Source organism: Geodermatophilus sp. SYSU D00708 (assembly GCF_054050115.1).
Genome location: NZ_JBJGYS010000002.1, coordinates 207941 through 224560, shown reverse-complemented (window position 1 = coordinate 224560; position 16620 = coordinate 207941). Strand labels below are relative to the sequence as shown.

General features: G+C 73.8%; 18 protein-coding genes. 7 read left to right on the top strand and 11 right to left on the bottom strand.

Annotated elements, in window-relative coordinates; genetic code table 11:
• Window positions 1-120 precede the first annotated feature (120 nt).
• Window positions 121-474 (bottom strand): nuclear transport factor 2 family protein, encoded by a 354-nt coding sequence (locus tag ACI79D_RS02960; protein ID WP_456916809.1) that lies wholly within the window; start codon window positions 472-474, stop codon window positions 121-123.
• Between the two features lie 78 nt (window positions 475-552).
• Between ACI79D_RS02960 and ACI79D_RS02955 the strand changes: the two genes are divergently transcribed.
• Window positions 553-1350: a MerR family transcriptional regulator gene (locus ACI79D_RS02955; protein ID WP_456916808.1), complete on the top strand. Its 798-nt coding sequence runs from the start codon at window positions 553-555 to the stop codon at window positions 1348-1350.
• Between the two features lie 66 nt (window positions 1351-1416).
• Here the strand turns inward: ACI79D_RS02955 and ACI79D_RS02950 are convergent, their stop codons facing one another.
• The 3 genes from ACI79D_RS02950 to ACI79D_RS02940 all read right to left on the bottom strand — a co-directional run bounded on the left by ACI79D_RS02950 (window position 1417) and on the right by ACI79D_RS02940 (window position 3097).
• Complete coding sequence (locus tag ACI79D_RS02950; protein WP_456916807.1) at window positions 1417-2034, bottom strand: superoxide dismutase family protein; 618 nt, start codon at window positions 2032-2034, stop codon at window positions 1417-1419.
• Window positions 2035-2227: 193 nt separating this feature from the next.
• Window positions 2228-2590, bottom strand: coding sequence for an STAS domain-containing protein (locus tag ACI79D_RS02945; protein ID WP_456916806.1), 363 nt, complete (start codon window positions 2588-2590; stop codon window positions 2228-2230).
• Between the two features lie 339 nt (window positions 2591-2929).
• Entirely contained in the window at window positions 2930-3097 is a 168-nt protein-coding gene (locus ACI79D_RS02940; protein WP_456916805.1) for a LuxR C-terminal-related transcriptional regulator, read from the bottom strand.
• Between the two features lie 130 nt (window positions 3098-3227).
• Between ACI79D_RS02940 and ACI79D_RS02935 the strand changes: the two genes are divergently transcribed.
• Together ACI79D_RS02935 and katG are read left to right on the top strand one after the other, a co-directional pair.
• Complete coding sequence (locus ACI79D_RS02935; protein ID WP_456916804.1) at window positions 3228-3689, top strand: Fur family transcriptional regulator; 462 nt, start codon at window positions 3228-3230, stop codon at window positions 3687-3689.
• The gene (gene katG, locus ACI79D_RS02930; RefSeq protein WP_456916803.1) at window positions 3686-5905 is read left to right on the top strand and encodes a catalase/peroxidase HPI; all 2220 of its coding nucleotides are present in this window, start codon (window positions 3686-3688) and stop codon (window positions 5903-5905) included. The genes ACI79D_RS02935 and katG overlap by 4 nt, the downstream gene beginning before the upstream one ends.
• Before the next feature lie 116 nt (window positions 5906-6021).
• On the opposite strand, the gene ACI79D_RS02925 is transcribed toward katG, so the two are convergent.
• Together ACI79D_RS02925 and ACI79D_RS02920 are read right to left on the bottom strand one after the other, a co-directional pair.
• Window positions 6022-6675 (bottom strand): hypothetical protein, encoded by a 654-nt coding sequence (locus tag ACI79D_RS02925; protein ID WP_456916802.1) that lies wholly within the window; start codon window positions 6673-6675, stop codon window positions 6022-6024.
• 26 nt (window positions 6676-6701) lie between these two features.
• A complete protein-coding gene (locus tag ACI79D_RS02920; RefSeq protein ID WP_456916801.1) occupies window positions 6702-7646 on the bottom strand; it encodes an AraC family transcriptional regulator in 945 nt (314 codons plus the stop codon).
• 168 nt (window positions 7647-7814) lie between these two features.
• Between ACI79D_RS02920 and ACI79D_RS02915 the strand changes: the two genes are divergently transcribed.
• From ACI79D_RS02915 to catA, 3 genes are read left to right on the top strand one after another with little or no spacing between them, the layout of a single operon-like run.
• Window positions 7815-9059: a cytochrome P450 gene (locus ACI79D_RS02915; protein ID WP_456916800.1), complete on the top strand. Its 1245-nt coding sequence runs from the start codon at window positions 7815-7817 to the stop codon at window positions 9057-9059.
• 1 nt (window position 9060) lies between these two features.
• Window positions 9061-10194 carry a 2Fe-2S iron-sulfur cluster-binding protein gene (locus ACI79D_RS02910; protein WP_456916799.1) on the top strand — a complete coding sequence of 378 codons (1134 nt, stop codon included), beginning with the start codon at window positions 9061-9063 and terminating at the stop codon, window positions 10192-10194.
• 10 nt (window positions 10195-10204) lie between these two features.
• Window positions 10205-11065, top strand: coding sequence for a catechol 1,2-dioxygenase (catA, locus tag ACI79D_RS02905; RefSeq protein WP_456916798.1), 861 nt, complete (start codon window positions 10205-10207; stop codon window positions 11063-11065).
• Between the two features lie 93 nt (window positions 11066-11158).
• On the opposite strand, the gene ACI79D_RS02900 is transcribed toward catA, so the two are convergent.
• A complete protein-coding gene (locus tag ACI79D_RS02900; protein ID WP_456916797.1) occupies window positions 11159-12214 on the bottom strand; it encodes an LLM class flavin-dependent oxidoreductase in 1056 nt (351 codons plus the stop codon).
• Between the two features lie 151 nt (window positions 12215-12365).
• On the opposite strand from ACI79D_RS02900, the gene ACI79D_RS02895 reads away from it, so the two are divergent.
• Complete coding sequence (locus tag ACI79D_RS02895; RefSeq protein ID WP_456916796.1) at window positions 12366-12782, top strand: VOC family protein; 417 nt, start codon at window positions 12366-12368, stop codon at window positions 12780-12782.
• A gap of 185 nt (window positions 12783-12967) precedes the next feature.
• Here ACI79D_RS02895 and ACI79D_RS02890 read toward each other — a convergent pair whose 3' ends face one another.
• The 4 genes from ACI79D_RS02890 to ACI79D_RS02875 all read right to left on the bottom strand — a co-directional run bounded on the left by ACI79D_RS02890 (window position 12968) and on the right by ACI79D_RS02875 (window position 16619).
• Entirely contained in the window at window positions 12968-13198 is a 231-nt protein-coding gene (locus ACI79D_RS02890; RefSeq protein WP_456916795.1) for a hypothetical protein, read from the bottom strand.
• A gap of 258 nt (window positions 13199-13456) precedes the next feature.
• Window positions 13457-14539, bottom strand: coding sequence for a LacI family DNA-binding transcriptional regulator (locus tag ACI79D_RS02885; RefSeq protein ID WP_456916794.1), 1083 nt, complete (start codon window positions 14537-14539; stop codon window positions 13457-13459).
• Window positions 14536-14988, bottom strand: a complete 453-nt coding sequence (locus ACI79D_RS02880; protein ID WP_456916793.1) for a hypothetical protein — start codon at window positions 14986-14988, stop codon at window positions 14536-14538. The genes ACI79D_RS02885 and ACI79D_RS02880 overlap by 4 nt, the downstream gene beginning before the upstream one ends.
• A complete protein-coding gene (locus ACI79D_RS02875) occupies window positions 14985-16619 on the bottom strand; it encodes a GMC family oxidoreductase (RefSeq protein WP_456916792.1) in 1635 nt (544 codons plus the stop codon). The genes ACI79D_RS02880 and ACI79D_RS02875 overlap by 4 nt, the downstream gene beginning before the upstream one ends.
• Window position 16620 lies beyond the last annotated feature (1 nt).

Below are 16620 nucleotides of genomic sequence, written 5' to 3'. Positions count from 1 at the left end.
CCCGTGTCACCCATCGGGTCGCACACCCCGTGCGCTCCCCCGCCGTCCCCCGGTCACGCAGCGCACCCGGTCCAGCGCCCGCCTGCCGAGCGCCGAGACGTGACTGCCGGGAGCCGGTCGTCAGGGGGCGATGACGAGCTCCGCGATGAGACCGCCGTCCATCGTGAAGCGGTAGTGCAGCTCGGCGACGCCGCCGGGGAAGTCGCCCTCCAGGCGGTTGGTGGCCACCCATCGCGCGTCGTCGACGTGCTGCGCGCCGATGAGCTCGGTCGTGTACGAGAACTCGGCTCCGGCGTTCCGCAGGAACCCGCGGATCTCGTCGGTTCCCCGGAAGGCCTGTCCCTCGTCGACGACCACGGCGGTGGGCGTGAAGGCGCGGATGGCGGCGTCGACGTCGCGGGCCACGTGGGCCGTGAGGAAGCCGCGGATCGTGGCGGGGAGTTCGCTGGGGTGGGTGCTGGTCGGTGTGGTCATGCCCCGACGGTGCGGCCTCCCGTGCCGGGAGGGTCAAGCACTGGACCCTCTCCCCGGGAGAGGGTGCACAGTGCTCCGGTGCTGGCGATCGGCGAGTTCTCCCGGCTGACCCACCTGAGCGTGCGCACACTGCGCCGCTACCACGACGCCGGCCTGCTGGAGCCCGCGACGGTGGACCCCGCCAGCGGCTACCGGTACTACACCGCGGACCAGATCCCGACCGCCCAGGTCATCCACCGCCTCCGCGAGCTCGACGTCCCGTTGCCCGACGTCCAGCGCATCCTGCGCTCCCCCGACCCGGGCACCCGTGGCGCGCTCGTCGCCGACCACCTGCAGCGACTGGAGTCCGAGCTCGACCGCACCCGCGCGGCGGTCGCGTCGCTGCGGCGGCTGCTGCGGCCCGAGCCGGCCCCGTTGGCCGTCGAGCTGCGTGCCGTGCCGGCGACCACGGTGGCCGTGGTGGAGGACGACGTGGAGCACGACCAGGTCCTCGACTGGTACGCCGGCGCCATGGCGGAGCTGGACGCCGTGGTGAGGGAGCCGACCGGTCCCCCCGGCGGGCTGTACGACAACGCGCTGTTCGAGACCGGCCACGGGCACGTGCTCGTGTACCGGCCGACGGCGCACCCCCCGCGGAGCGGCCGGGTGCACCCGGTGACCCTGCCGCCCGTCGAGCTGGCCGTCGCCACCCACGTCGGCGAGCACGACGACATCGACGTCACCTACGGCGAGCTCGGCACCTGGGTGGTGGCCAACGCGCTGGCCGTGGCCGGGCCGGTGCGGGAGAGCTACCTGGTCGGCCCGCGGGACACGGCTGAACCGGGCGCCTGGCGCACCGAGATCGGCTGGCCCGTCTTCCGTGTGGCCCCGCGCTGAGCCGACGCGGAGTCGCCCCTCCAACACAGCGCGGGAGCACACGGCCACACGAGAGTCGCCGGGACGTCAACCCTCGACCGGGGCGCACGCGATGCGGCCGCCCGCGTCGCCGGTGTTCCGGGTCATCTCGTCCGGCCCGTCGGGCGCGTAACGCTCGGGGATGTTCGCGTGGTTGTCGCTGAGGGCGTGCACCATCGCCGCGGTGCCGTCGTCGTCGGCGAGGTCGGCGAGGGTCACGGCATCGGTGACGACCGTGAGTGATCCGGCGCCCGACTCTGTGACGTACAGGGCGGGGAGGTCGCCGGGGTGCTCGCCGTGGTCGGACTCCCCGGCACCGATGTGGCCGCCTGCCGAGAGGAAGTCCCCCATCATCGACGGGTCGGACGGGTTCGCGCTGTCCGGCTCGCACACGCCGATGGCGTGCAGGTGGAACCCGTGGAAGCCGGGTGGGAGGCCGGACACCCGTACCGACACCCGCGTGCCTCCCTCCACCTCCGCCACGTCCACGGTCCCGACCTCCGTGCCCGCGGGGTCGACCAGCGTCGCGGTGAGCCCCTCGCTGCCGGCCTGGGTCTCCTCGGCGCCGGCCGCGGAGTCCGCGCCCTGCGTCCCGGCACCTCCGCAGCCCGCGACGAGGGTGATCGCACACGCGGAGACGAGGGGGATGGCGAGCGCTCGCGGCATGAGTTCCTCCTGACTGTCGACCCCCGGCTGGCGATGGCGGCCGGCGATGGCGCCGGAGCGGCCCGGCCCCGCTCCGGCGCGGGGCGGGCCAGAGCGCACCGCGAAGGCTCCCCTGCCGCGTGGGGTGACGACAGTCGCCCACGCCCCGTCCCGTCGCATCTGCCGGTCGCGGAGGCTCCCAGCGGCGAGGTCGTCACCCGTCGTGACGACGAGCGCCGGTGCGGCGGAGGGAACGAGCCCGCCGTGGCGCGCTGACGCCGCTCGTCCTCGGCCGCGGCCACGGGCCCGCCTCACCGGCCCGCAGGCGGCACCTGGGGCGAAGGGGCGGCGAGGCGGCCAGGTCGAACAGCGGGGTGAGTCCGGAGAGCTCGAGCACCCGCGAGAACCGGCGCGTGGCACGCCGGATCTGCGCCGGGCGGCCCTCGGCACGGGCGCTCTGCGCCCACCGCGCCAGGAAGGTCAGCCCGGCGGAGCCGATGGGGGCCAGCCCGTCCACGACGACGGCGAGGACCCGCAGCCGGTCCACCGCGTGCTCACAGGCGAACCGCTGCGGCACGGGGCGTCCACCTCACCGGTCAGGTGCAGCACGTGGCCACCGGCCTCGACCTGCACCGTGATCCACCCGGTCGGCTCGTCGGCCTGGTCCACCCCTGCTCGCCCACCGCGCCACCGGGCACGTGGCCGACGGGCGGCGCGGACGGGCACTCCGCGAAGGGCGCCGGTTCGGGGCCTGCCGCGGCGGAGCGGCGGATGGGAAGGCGGCGGCCCGGTGCGGACACCCGGGCGAGCCGCCCGCAGCTGGTCGCTCGTGCGGCCGCGGACAGGAGCCCCAGCTCCTGGGCCTCGACGACCGCCTCGAGCTGGGAGCGGATCCCGAGCTCGGTGTGCAGGGCCTTCACGAAGCCCGGCAGGTCTCCACGCTGATCCCCAGCACCCGGGCGATCGACTTGACCTGCATGCCGCGGCCGAGGCAGTCGAGCACCTCCTGCTCGCGGCGGGTCAGCTGCGGGCGGGGCTGGTCCTGCCGCGCCGGGCCGGTGCCGTCGGTCTGGGCCGTGGACAAGGTGGACGGCCGCCACCCCGGCGCGCCCGCCGTCCGGGCGCACACCGTGGACGCCGAGGGCCGCCGACCCGACCCGCCATCTCGGCGCTGTTTCTTGACCAGCTCAAGGAAGGGGCGTCAAGATGCCGGGGTGCCGGACACCGCAGACCTGGAGCGCACCCTGCGCGCGGCGGGTCTGCGGGTCACCCGACCGCGCCTCGCGGTGCTGGATGCCGTCCGTGCACAGCCGCACCTCGACACCAAGTCGCTGATCAGCGCGGCGCGGGCCCGCCTGGGTGCGGTGTCGCACCAGGCGGTGTACGACGTGCTGAACGCGCTCGTCGACACCGGCCTCGTACGGCGCATCCAGCCGGAGGGCTCCGACGCCCGCTACGAGGCCCGGGTCGGCGACAACCACCACCACCTGGTCTGCCGCGACTGCGGGGCCATCGCCGACGTCGACTGCGCCATCGGCGCCGCCCCCTGCCTCACCCCGTCCGCCGACGCCGGCTTCGTCATCGACGAGGCCGAGGTCGTGTTCTGGGGACGCTGCCCGTCCTGCGCGGCCAGCCGTCCCCCCGCCCCCCGCACCACACAGGAAGGCACGTCGTGACCAACGAAGTCGACAAGATCCAGAGCGAGAGCACCAGCGAGAGCGAAAACCCGGCGATCCCGTCGCCGACCCAGGTCACCAACCGGCGGCCGCAGAGCAACCGGGACTGGTGGCCGAACCAGGTCGACCTGTCGGTGCTGAACAAGCCCTCGAAGGACTCCGACCCGCTCGGCGAGGACTTCGACTACAAGGCCGCGGTCTCGACCCTCGACGTCGAGGCGGTCAAGCGCGACGTCGTCGAGGTCATGCGCACCTCGCAGGACTGGTGGCCGGCCGACTGGGGCCACTACGGCCCGCTGTTCATCCGCATGTCCTGGCACGCCGCCGGCACCTACCGCATCGCCGACGGCCGGGGTGGCGGCGGCGAGGGCGGGCAGCGCTTCGCCCCGCTCAACAGCTGGCCGGACAACGCGAACCTGGACAAGGCCCGCCGGCTCCTGCTGCCGGTCAAGCAGAAGTACGGCCGCAAGCTGTCCTGGGCCGACCTGCTCCTCCTCGCCGGCAACGTCGCGCACGACGACATGGGCCTGCCGACCTTCGGCTTCGCCTTCGGCCGCCCGGACAACTGGCAGCCCAGCGAGGTCTTCTGGGGGCCGGAGGACACCTGGCTCGGCGACGAGCGCTACGCGGGCGACGAGCCGCTCGACCTCGACGAGGGCCCGCTCGCGAACGTGACCATGGGGCTGATCTACGTCAACCCCGAGGGCCCCAAGGGCCAGCCCGACCCGCTCGCCTCGGCCCACGACATCAAGGTGACCTTCCGCCGGATGGGCATGACCGACGAGGAGACCGTGGCCCTGATCGGCGGTGGCCACACCTTCGGCAAGACCCACGGCGCCGGCAACCCCGAGCTCGTCGGCCCGGAGCCCGAGGGCTGCCCGGTGCACGGCAACGGGCTCGGCTGGATCAGCCAGCACGGCACCGGCAAGGGCCCCGACACCATCACCAGCGGTCTCGAGGGCGCCTGGACCCCGACGCCCACCACGTGGGACAGCTCCTACTGGGAGACGCTCTTCGGTTACGACTGGGAGCTCGTCGAGAGCCCGGCCGGCGCCAAGCAGTGGCAGCCGAGCAACCCCGAGGCGCAGGAGCTCGTCCCCGACGCGCACATCGAGGGCAAGAAGAACCCGCCGATGATGTCCACGGCGGACATGGCGCTCAAGGTCGACCCGGAGCTGCGCGCGTACGCGGAGCGCTTCCGGAACGACCCCGAGTACTTCGCCGACCAGTACGCCCGTGCCTGGTTCAAGCTGCTGCACCGCGACATGGGCCCGAAGGTCCGCTACCTCGGCCCGGACGTGCCGGCCGAGGACCTCATCTGGCAGGACCCGGTGCCGGCCGTCGACCACGAGCTGGTGGGCGAGGCGGAGATCGCCGACCTCAAGCAGCGGCTGCTCTCCTCCGGGCTGACCGTGTCGCAGCTGGTGCACACGGCCTGGTCGGCCGCCGCCTCCTACCGCGGCACGGACAAGCGCGGTGGCGCCAACGGCGCCCGGCTGCGCCTCGAGCCGCAGATCGGCTGGGCGGTCAACGAGGGCGTCCGGGACGTGCTGCCGGTCCTCGAGCGGGTCAAGGGTGAGTTCGAGCAGCAGACCGGCACGAAGGTCTCGCTGGCCGACCTCATCGTGCTCGGGGGCAGCGCGGCGGTGGAGAAGGCCGCGGCGGACGCCGGCGTGTCGGTGACCGTGCCGTTCACCCCGGGCCGTACCGACGCCACGCAGGAGCAGACGGACGTCGACAACTTCCGCTGGCTTGAGCCGCGGGCCGACGGCTTCCGCAACTGGATCTCCCCGGGCAGCAAGCTGCAGCCGGAGACGCTCCTGATCGACCGGGCGTACATGCTGGAGCTCACCGCCAAGGAGATGACCCTGCTCGTCGGCGGCCTGCGCGTCCTCGGCGCCAACACCGGCGGCGTGGCGCACGGCGTGTTCACCGACCGCCCGGGCGTGCTGTCGCAGGACTTCTTCCGCAACCTGCTCGACCTGGGCATCTCCTGGCGCACCGCCGTCGAGGGCGAGGGCGTCTACGAGGGGCTGGACGCCGACGGCAACGTCGTCCGGACGGCCACCGCGGCCGACCTGGTGTTCAACTCGAACTCGATCCTGCGCGGGATCGTCGAGGTGTACTCGGCCGACGACGCGCAGGAGAAGTTCGTCCAGGACTTCGTCGCCGCGTGGGTCAAGGTCATGGAGCTCGACCGCTTCGACCTGCGGTAAGCACCCCTTGTTCGGACGCCCCGGACCGCTCTCCGCGGTCCGGGGCGTCCGCGCACCCAGGGGGCCCGGTCGCGGCGTTCCTCGACCGGGCACCGCTGGACCGGCGGACACCCCCGTCAGGCGAGGCCGGATCCGAAGGCGTCTCGCAGGATCGCCCGCGCCGCGGCCGGGTCCTCGGTGGCCGCGGTCGAGCAGAGGACCGTGCCCGGGGCCACCCGCCGCCACCACAAGCTCTCGACGTCGAGCACCACCACCCTCCCCCGCACCTCCCCCGGGCTCACCCCGCGCTCGGCGGCGACACCCTCCGCGGTGTCCCGGACCGTCGCCCACGGGAAGTGCCCCTCGCCACGGAGCCGGGACGGACTGCTCGGGCCGGCGTCGACCCAGCGACGCGCCTCCGGGTAGAGCGTGAGGGTCACCTCCCGCAGGTCCCGCCGGTCGGCGAGCGACGGGAACTCCGGTGCGTCCCAGACCCGCCCCAGGTCCTCGGCCCACGCCCAGAACGACGCGTCGTCGTCCGCGTCCGACTGCTCCCGCCCCTCCACCTCGAGCAGCGCCCGCCACCACTGGGCCCACTCCCGGCCGGCTCGTCGACGGAGGTCGTCGTCCCAGACCGGGGAGTGGTGCGGCGGCAGCCCGACGAGGCGGGGCGGGGCGTCCACCTCCGCCGACACCTCGAGGGCGGCCACGTCGCGGATGTAGAGCAGGACGTGCGCCCGGTCCCCCTCTGCCTCGGTGAGCTGCCACGACGGAGATCCGGTCGTCCTCACGGGCGTCCCCTCCCGGGATGCGGCACCTACGTCCGGCGCCGGGCCTCCGCCGGCGAGTGCCCGTACCGACGGCGGTAGGCGGCGGCCAGGCGGCTGGCGCTGGAGAACCCCCACGTGGCGGCCACCTCGCTGACGGTGCGCGTGGGGTCGGCCACCAGGTCCGCGTGCGCCCGCTGGAGTCGGACGCCGACCAGGTACTCGGTCGGCGTGCAGCCCAGCCACTGGCGGAACCCCTCCTGCAGCCGGCGCACGCTGGTACCGGCCACGGCCGCCATCTCGCCGGCGGTCCACGGCCGGGCCGGGTCGTCGTGCAGGCGGTCGACGACCCGCTTGACCGTGCGTGGCTGGGCGACCGCGGCCCGGCCGCCGTCAGGACAGCTGATGAGCAGCAGACCCGCCGCCAGTGCGCCGGCGAGCTGGTCGCGGACCACCGGCGTGTCCGCGAACGGGTCCGGCGCTCGCAGGTGTGCCGACAGGCCGGCCACGAGCTGTCGCCAGACGAGCCCCTGGCCGGAGCTGAGGTCCAGCTGCTCCGGGAGCGGGACGCGGGGGCTGCCCCGGTCGCCGGCGAGGACACGCTCGGCCTCGCGCTCGAGGAAGGCGCTGTCGAACTTGACGCCGACGACCGTGCAGGTGGCGTCCCAGTGGCTGATCAGCGACGGCGTGTCCGCGCGGAACACCGTGGCCTGCCCGGGCAGCGAGGTCACCCGGCCGTGCCGGCCCCGGCTCTCGATGTGCCCGGTCAGCGGGGCGTTCACCTCGTAGGCGCGGGGGTAGTCGCACTCGATCGCGACGTCGGCCCCCCACCCCACGTGCCCGACCAGGACCGTTCCCAGGTCGAGCGTGCGCAGGGTCAGCCGTGGCTCGGAGCCGCCGCCCAGCCGGCGCAGCTCGTGCGGGAAGTACGCCTCCGCGACCACGCGGGAGGCCTGACCCCAGTCCGAGGGCCCGCGACGACGCTGTCCGGACACGCTCCGAGGTTACCCGGGCCACCGCGAGCCCTGAGACGGTGATCACAAGGCCGCCGCGCAATCGGTGCTGCCGTCGCGCGATGTGTGTCGTGGCTCACCCCGGGCCGACCTAGCTTTCCGGCCAGCCACGGTCCGCCGTGGAGCTGACCGCAGTCCGGAGGAGACCTCATGACGATCACCGAACAGCCCGGCGCCGCAACGGGGCAGCGCGACCTGTCCTGGCTCGACGACGTCACGATGACCGAGCTGGAGCGCAACCCGTACCCGACCTACGAGCGGCTCCGCCGCGAGGCGCCGCTGGCCTTCGTCCCGGTCCTCGGCTCCTACGTCGCCTCCACCGCCGAGGTGTGCCGGGAGGTCGCGACGAGCCCCGACTTCGAGGCCGTGATCACGCCGGCCGGCGGCCGGACGTTCGGCCACCCGGCGATCATCGGGGTGAACGGCGACATCCACGCCGACCTCCGCTCCATGGTCGAGCCGGCGCTGCAGCCGGTGGAGGTCGACCGGTGGATCGACGACCTGGTGCGCCCGATCGCCCGCGGGTTCCTCGAGCAGTTCGAGGACGCCGGCCGCGCCGAGCTGGTCTCCCAGTACTGCGAGCCGGTCAGCGTGCGGGCCCTCGGCGACCTGCTCGGCCTCCAGGACGTGTCCTCCGACCAGCTGCGCGACTGGTTCCACAAGCTCAACCGGTCGTTCACCAACGCAGCGATGGACGAGAACGGCGAGTTCGCCAACCCCGAGGGCTTCGCCGAGGGCGACGCCGCCAAGGCCGAGATCCGCGCGACCGTCGACCCGCTGATCGACCGCTGGATCGTCGAGCCCGACGACAGCGCGATCTCGCACTGGTTGCACGACGGCATGCCGCCCGGGCAGACCCGCGACCGCGAGTACATCTACCCGACGATCTACGTCTACCTGCTCGGCGCGATGCAGGAGCCGGGCCACGGCATGGCCTCCACCCTGGTCGGGCTGTTCAGCCGGCCCGAGCAGATGGAGGAGGTCGTCGACGACCCGACGCTGATCCCCCGGGCCATCTCCGAGGGCATGCGGTGGACGTCGCCGATCTGGTCGGCCACCGCCCGCATCTCCACGAAGCCGGTCACCGTCGCCGGCGTCGACCTCCCCGCCGGGACCCCGGTGATCCTGTCCTACGGGTCGGCCAACCACGACACGGACCGCTACGAGGCGCCGACCGTCTACGACCTGCACCGCCCGCCGCTGCCGCACCTGGCCTTCGGCGCCGGCAGCCACGCCTGCGCCGGCATCTACTTCGCCAACCACGTCATGCGCATCGGCCTGGAGGAGCTCTTCGAGTCCATCCCCGCCATGGAGCGCGACACCGGCGAGGGCGTGGAGTTCTGGGGCTGGGGCTTCCGCGGCCCGACGAGCCTGCACGTCACCTGGGAGGTCTGAGATGACCCTCGCTGCTGAGACCGCCGCTCCTGAGCAGACCCACGCCGTCACCGTCGGCGACCGGCGCATCGAGTGCGGTCCCGACCAGTCCCTGCTCGACGCCTGCCTCCGGGCCGGCGTGTGGATGCCCAACTCCTGCAACCAGGGGACCTGCGGCACCTGCAAGCTGCGCGTCCTCGACGGCGAGGTCGACCACCGCGGATCACCGGCCGACACGCTCACCGACGAGGAGCGGGCGACCGGCCTGGCGCTGGCCTGCCAGGCCACCCCCCGCGGCGACACCGTCGTCAGCCCGCCGACGGCCGACGGTCCCGTGCGCGGCACGCACGCCCTGCGCGACCTGGTGGCCACCGTCCTCGACGTGGAGGACGTCGCCCGCGACACCCGCCGGCTGCTGCTGGGTCTCGACGAGCCGCTGGCGTTCTCCGCCGGGCAGTACGTCGAGCTCGTCGTCCCGGGCAGCGGCGTGCGGCGCCAGTACTCCCTGGCGAACACGCCCGAGGACGACAAGGTCCTCGAGCTGCACGTGCGCCGGGTCCCGGGGGGCGCCGCCAGCGACCGGTGGCTGTTCGGGTCGGTCGCCGTGGGCGACCGCGTGGAGCTCACCGGCCCGCTCGGGGACTTCTGCCTGCCCGACGAGGCCGACGACGCGGGCGAGCCCATGGCCTGCGTCGCCGGCGGGACCGGCCTCGCCCCGTTCGTCGGCATCGTCCGGACCGCCCTCCAGCGCCGCCCCGACCGCGAGGTCGTGCTGTACCACGGGGTCCGCCGTCCCGAGGACCTCTACGACCTCGACCGCCTCGCCGAGCTGGCGAGCAGGCACCCCGGCTTCCGGTTCGTGCCCGTGCTGTCCGAGGGACCGGTGGACGGCGCGGCGGGCCATCGGGCCGGCTTCCCGACCGACGCCTTCGTCGACGACGTGGCGAGCGCCCGCGGCTGGTCGGGCTGGCTGTGCGGCCCGCCGGCGATGGTCGAGGCCGGGGTCAAGGCCTTCAAGCGCCGGCGCATGGCCCCCCGACAAATCCACCGCGAGAAGTTCACCCCGGCCGATGCGCTCGCCCCGGGGGCCGCGGAGCCCCCCGCCCCCACCCACGACGGCCCGGCGCCGGCCGCCGCCACTCCCCCCGCCTCCTGAGGAGCACCCCGTGACCATCGTCGAGCACGTCAGCGCCACCGCGGCCGGCTCGGGCGCCAACGCCACGGCGTCCTTCCGGACCACCGAGCAGTACCACGCGGGCTCCGCCGCGGTCTCGCCGGAGCGGGTCAGCACCGTCGTCACGGCGGTGCTGCAGGGCGTGCACGCCGCCATCCGCGAGCACGACGTGACCTATCCGGAGTTCCAGGCCGCCAAGGCCTGGCTGATCGAGGTCGGCGAGGGCGGCGAGTGGCCGCTGTTCCTCGACGTGTTCGTCGAGCACGTCGTCGAGGAGGTCGCCGCCCGGACCCAGACCGGCACCAAGGGCAGCATCCTCGGCCCCTACTACCTGCCCGGCCAGACACGGCTGCCGGCGCAGGCCACCCTGCCCATGCGGGAGGACGAGGCCGGCACGCCGCTGGTGTTCAGCGGGCAGGTCCGCGACGTCGACGGCACCCCGCTGGCCGGCGCCGAGGTCGACATCTGGCAGGCCGACGACCAGGGCTACTACTCCGGGTTCGCCCCGCACCTGCCCGAGGGCAACCTGCGCGGGGTCGTCGTCACCGACGACGCGGGCCGGTTCGAGATCCGCACCGTCCAGCCCGCGCCCTACCAGATCCCCACCGACGGCCCGACCGGCAAGCTCATCGAGGCCGCCGGCTGGCACCCGTGGCGTCCCGCGCACCTGCACCTGCTGGTCCGCGCCCCCGGGCACCGCACGATCACCACGCAGCTGTACTTCGCCGGCGGCGAGTGGGTCGACAGCGACGTGGCCGAGGCAGTGAAGCCCGAACTGGTCCTCGACCCGCAGGACGCCGGCGACGGCACCCGGGCGGTCACCTACGACTTCGTCCTCGAGCCCGCCGTCTGACCACCTCCGTGCCCGGGCCGTGCGGCGGTGGCGCCGCACGGCCCGGGCTCCGGCCCCGGCGGTCGCGGACCGGACCGCTCCGGGTGGCCGCGGTCAGGCCACGGAGACCGACTCCAGCTGCGGCTTGACCTCGCTGACGAACAGGTCCAGCGAGCGCCGCGCCTCGTCGAAGGTCATGTCCCCGGTCGGCAGCATCAGGACGACCCTGTCCACCATCCCCGACGCCAGGAAGCCGGCGAACCGCTCGGTGATCTGCTGCGGGGTCCCGGCACCCAGGCCGATCGACATCTCCAGCCCGGCGAGGATCGCCTTCAGGGGGGCCATCACCGCGTCCCGCTCGTCGTCGGTGATCACCACGGAGTCGAACCGGTGGGCCGACACCGTCCGCCGGCCCAGGCCGTCGGCTCCGCGGCGGGCGATCGCGACGGCCTCCTCCTCCCGGTCGGCCAGGGCGAGCAGCATCGAGCAGGCCACCTGCGGCTTGGAGCCGGGACCGTCCAGGCGGATGCGCTCACCCCGGTGCGCGTCCCAGCTCGTCACGTACCTCTCGTACGACTCCGGGTCGATGGGGCCGGGCCACATCAGGCTCATGCCGTACCGGCCGGCCGTCTCGGGGCTGCCTGGGTACCAGAACGGGATGTGCTCCTGGAACGGCCGGGTGGACATCGGCATCGTCGGGAAGTCGTGGTACCGGCTGTGCTCGCTGGAGATCTCACCGGTCCGGAGCGCGTCGGCGATGATCCCGAGCGTGTCGACGAACCGCTCCCGGGCGTCGCGGTGACTGCTGCCGTGCCAGGCGTGCTCGGCCGGCACGGCACCCCGCCCGACCCCGTACTCCAGCCGCCCCTCGGTGAGCTGGTCCACCACGCACATGTCCTCGATCAGCGAGACCGGGTGGTGCATCGGCAGCAGCTTCACCATCGGCCCCATGCGGATGTCGGTGGTGACCTGTGAGGCCGCCGCGACCACGAGGTCCTGGTTCGGCGCCAGGGACAGGTCGGTCCCGTGGTGCTCGGCGAAGTGCACGCTGGCGAACCCGGCCTGGTCGGCCGTCCGGACGAGCTCGAGGCGGTCGCGGAGCAGACGGTGCGTGGGGGTGCCCGGGATGCCCTCGATGTGGTCGAACAGTCCGAAGGTCGGGATCGTCATGTGGCCTACCTCACTCGTGGTCGTCGGTCCGGCGAGTGTGCCATCCCGACCGGACAACTGTCCGCGACGACCCGAGCCGGTCCCGGCGATGACTTCTCCCGCCGACCGCGGTCGGAACAGGTGGGCCGAGCAGCCGACCGCACGAGGAGCGATGAGGACCTTGCACTTCGGCCTCCGGGTGGCCGACCGCGAGCGGTCGCTGGCCTTCTACACGGCGCTCGGCTACGAGGTCGTCGGTGAGGTGCCGGAGACCGGTCTCGGTCACCTCACCATGATCAAGCTCCCCGACGACGAGTTCGTCACCATCGAGCTCGTCCACCCGCCCGCCGGCACCGGCGGAGCAGGCGGGAGCGGCCTCAGTCACTTCGTCGTCGCGGTGCCGTCGATGAGCGCGACCCTGGGCGAGCTCGCCGCCCTGGGCATCAGCGCCGAGGCACCAGCGTCGCCGGACGGTTCCGAGGACTTCCTGACGACGTGGGTCACCGACCCGGACGGCAACCGGATCGAGCTGGTCCAGTGGCCGGCCGGCCACGCGGTCGGCATCACCGCGGCCGACTGGTCCGGCTGACCCGTGGGCGCGCCGTCCGACCAGCGATGACTCCGCGGTGCCGGTGGGTCCCATCCACGACGGGCATTCTCCGGAGCGGAGGAACGGCCTCGGCGAGGTGCCCCCGAAGGGCTGACCGGTCCGCGTCGCTCCCCTTGGCGGGCCGTGCCGCCGGCGTCACGACCCGCACGGGGCCGCAGCGTGGGTCACCCGACCACGTTGCCCTCGACGACGAGACCGCTCCGCTGCGGCGGCCCCTCGAGGTGCCGGCCGCAGAGGGCGACCCGGCCGCTGACGACGTCGACGTCGACCAGACCCTCGTCCTGAGCCGCGGTGATCACCCGCAGGCTGAAGTGCTCCCGCCTCAGCGCGTGGACGGAGGTGACCGGCCGTCCCCGGAGGAAGGCGATCAGCTCGCGCTGCGACCTGCGGTGCATGACGCGCCGCGTGCCGCCGCCCCCTCGACCGTCGCCGCGGTCGCGGGACTCGACGGCACACCACCCGTGCCGACGACACGGGACGACCTCCCCGACCTCAGGGACGAACGTCGGCGCCTCGTAGGTCAGGACGGTGCCGCAGCACAGCCTGGCGTCGTACGTCCGGCACGGTCCGCCTCCGCGTCCAGCGGCGGGCATCGATCCACTCCTTCCTCAGCGGCCCGTCCTGGGAGCCGGATGGCGACGTGGCGACCGCAGTCAGCACAAGCTGGCGAGGCGCGGCCGGCCACCGCCGGAGGGTGGTGCCGTACTCGCGCGCACCACGAGGCGGGGCCGGATGTCCCGGAGCGAGGCGTCGGTCCACGCGCCCGGGTCGAGGTGGTCCAGGAGCAGTCGGAGCGCCTCCTGCGCGACGCGTGGGAAGTCGCAGCGCACGGTCGTCAGGGGCGGGAGGAAGTGTGCCGCTTCGGGGACGTCGTCGTAGCCGACGACGCTCACCCGGCCGGGCACGTCGAGGCCCCGCTCGTGCAGGGCCTGGAGCACCCCGAGGGCCAGGGAGTCGTTGGCGGCGAACACGGCGGTGACGTCGGGGCGCGCCGCCAGCAAGCGCCCCGCCGCGAGACCGGAGGCAGCACGCCAGTCGGCGGCGGGCACCACCGGGGGCACCTCGGCGCCCGCCTCGACCAGGGCGTCGCGCCAGCCGGCCACGCGCGCGGCGCTGTCGGACCACCCCGCGGGTCCGGCCACGTGCCAGACGGTCCGGTGGCCGAGGGCGAGCAGGTGGCGAGTGGCGTCACGGGCACCGGCGTGCTGATCGATCCCGACCCGCGCGGACGCCGCAGGCGCCTCCCCGCCCAAGCGGACCACCGGGACTCCGGCGTCCAGGCCGTCGAGCGCCGCGGCCGCCGACGCCACCGGGACGACGACGGCCAGCGCGGCCACTCCGTGGTCGAGCGCCCGTTCGACGGCCGCGCGGACGGAGCCCTCGTCGGGCGTGGGGACGGTGTGCAGGAAGACGGAGAACCCGGCTGCAGCGGCCGCCTGCTCGAACGCCGCCACCACGGACGCCGGGCCGAACAGCGTCGTGTGGGTGGCGACCACCCCGAGGGTGTGCGACCGGCCGGTCACCAGCGTGCGCGCCGCGCGGTTGGGCCGGTACTGCAACTCCGCCATCGCCGCGCGGACCTTCCTCCGGGTCTCCTCGCGCACCTGGGGGTGACCGTTGAGCACGCGAGAGACCGTCTGGTGCGAGACACCGGCCGCCCGGGCCACGTCGATCAGGGCCGGAGGGCGGCCGCGCGGCGGTCCGCTCGGACCCTCGCCGGCCTCGACGGCCCTCACTGCGGCGGCTCGTCTGGCACCTGACGGAAGATCGGACCCCGGGCGAGGACCGGTCCCAGGACGTCGTCCTCGAGGTAGAACTCCGCCTCGCCCTCGAACTGCGGCAGCGGCCGGGGCGCAGTCCCCGGGTAGCCGAAGGACCTGCGCACCTGGGGGTTCATGAAGTAGGCGGCCGCGACCGTGAAGGCGAAGCGGTCGAACAGCGTCCGGTCCCGTGCCCGCAGCTCCGTCAGTCCGGCGCTCGCCTCCACGGGCCCGTCGACGACGGCCAGGACGGGTTCGACGAGGTCGGGGTTGGCGCTCAACGTCCGGTCGATCCACGCCTGGTGGACGCCTGCGGCGCTGGCGGAGGGCAGTCCGGACCCGCCGGGCAGGAGCGCGTCGGCGAGGGCGGCCAGGCGGTTGCGCTGCTCCTCGGTCAGGCCGGGCAGCAGCTGGATCTCGGTCATGCGCCCACCGCCTGGTTGCGTGCCTGCTCGACGAGGTGGACGGCGGTGCGCTTGGCGAGCGCGGAGATGGTGGCCCCGACGTTGACGCCGGTCGAGGTGGGGAACACGCTGCCGTCGATGACGTAGAGGTTGGGGACGTCGTGGGTGCGGCCGAACCGGTCCACGACCGAGGTGGCGGGGTCATCCCCCATCCGCGCCGTCCCGGTGTTGTGGCCCGAGGTGTGGTTGCGGCCCGCGATCCACGCCTGGACGGCCCCGGCCGCCCGGTGCGCCTCCAGCGTCCTCGCCAGGTGGAAGTCGACCAGTCGCCGCGTGTTCTCCGAGACCCGGTACCGGATCTTGGCCGCCGGCAGCCCGTCGGAGTCGGTCTGGTCGGTGCTCAACGACACCTGGTTCTCCTCCTCCGGGAGGTCCTCGGGGACGATGTGCCACTGGAGCATGTGGCCGATGGACGACTTCATCGTCTCGGCCGCCCGGTGGCCCCAGAACTCCTGGCCGGCGCCGGCCTCGCTGCCGTGCCCGGTGTACTTGTCGACGGCCTCCAACGGTCCTCCGATGGGGATGAGCGACCACCGGGCACCGCGCACGAACCCCCGGGAGGCGTCCGTCTCGTAGAACTGCATGGAGCCGATGTGCTCACCCGCGGGCCCCAGCCAGTCCTCGAGCTCGTCGTCGTCGTAGCGACCGACGGAGGACGCGTAGGGGTGCAGCATGAGCCGCTTGCCGACCAGGCCGGAGGAGTTGGCCAGACCGTTCGGGAACCGCTTCGACGTCGACATCAGGAGCAGCCGCGACGTCCCGATCGCGTTCGCGGCGAGCAGGACGACGGACGCCGGCTGGAAGTGCTCCCGGCCGTCGCGGACGTAGACCGCCCCGGTGGCGCGGCCCCGCTCGTCCACGGTGATCTCCGCGACCCGGGCCCGCGTGACCACGGTCGCGCCCTCGTCCACGGCGAAGGGGAAGTGGGTCACGTCGGTCGAGCCCTTCGCACCCTCGGGGCAGCCCATCCGGCAGATCGCATATCGCACGCACTGCCCCTGCCCACCGTGCTTCCGCGTGGGGATGGCGTTGGTCCCGGGCCACCAGTGCCAGCCGAGGCTGTTCATCCCCTCGGCCATGCGGCGTCCCGTCTTGTGGATCGGTGCCGGGTCGAGGGGGACGGCGAACCCGGCGGGGTACGCGGGGTTCCCGTCGAGCCCCGCGACGCCCATCTCCGCCTCGACGGCCCGGTAGTAGGGCTCGAGCTCGGCGTAGCTGAGCGGCCAGTCGTCGGCGACCCCGTCGAGGGTCCTGACGCGGAAGTCGGAGGGCAGCGCACGGGCCCAGATCCCGCCGTAGAGCACGCTCGACCCGCCCACGCCGTTGTACATGAACAGCGGGAGGTCGGACTCCGACACGTCGATCGGGTAGTCCTCCCGGCGGTGCCGCACGTTGGGGTCGGGGTGCCAGTTGCCCGCTCCCAGGACCTCGTACTCGGGTTTGTTGCCCGGCAGCGCACCCGGGTCGACCCACCCGCCCTGCTCCAGGACGACCACCCGGAACCCGGCCTCGGCCAGATGCCGGGCCGCCACGCCGCCGGACATGCCGCCCCCGACGATGAGCACGTCCGCGACCTCGTTAGAAACACTCATC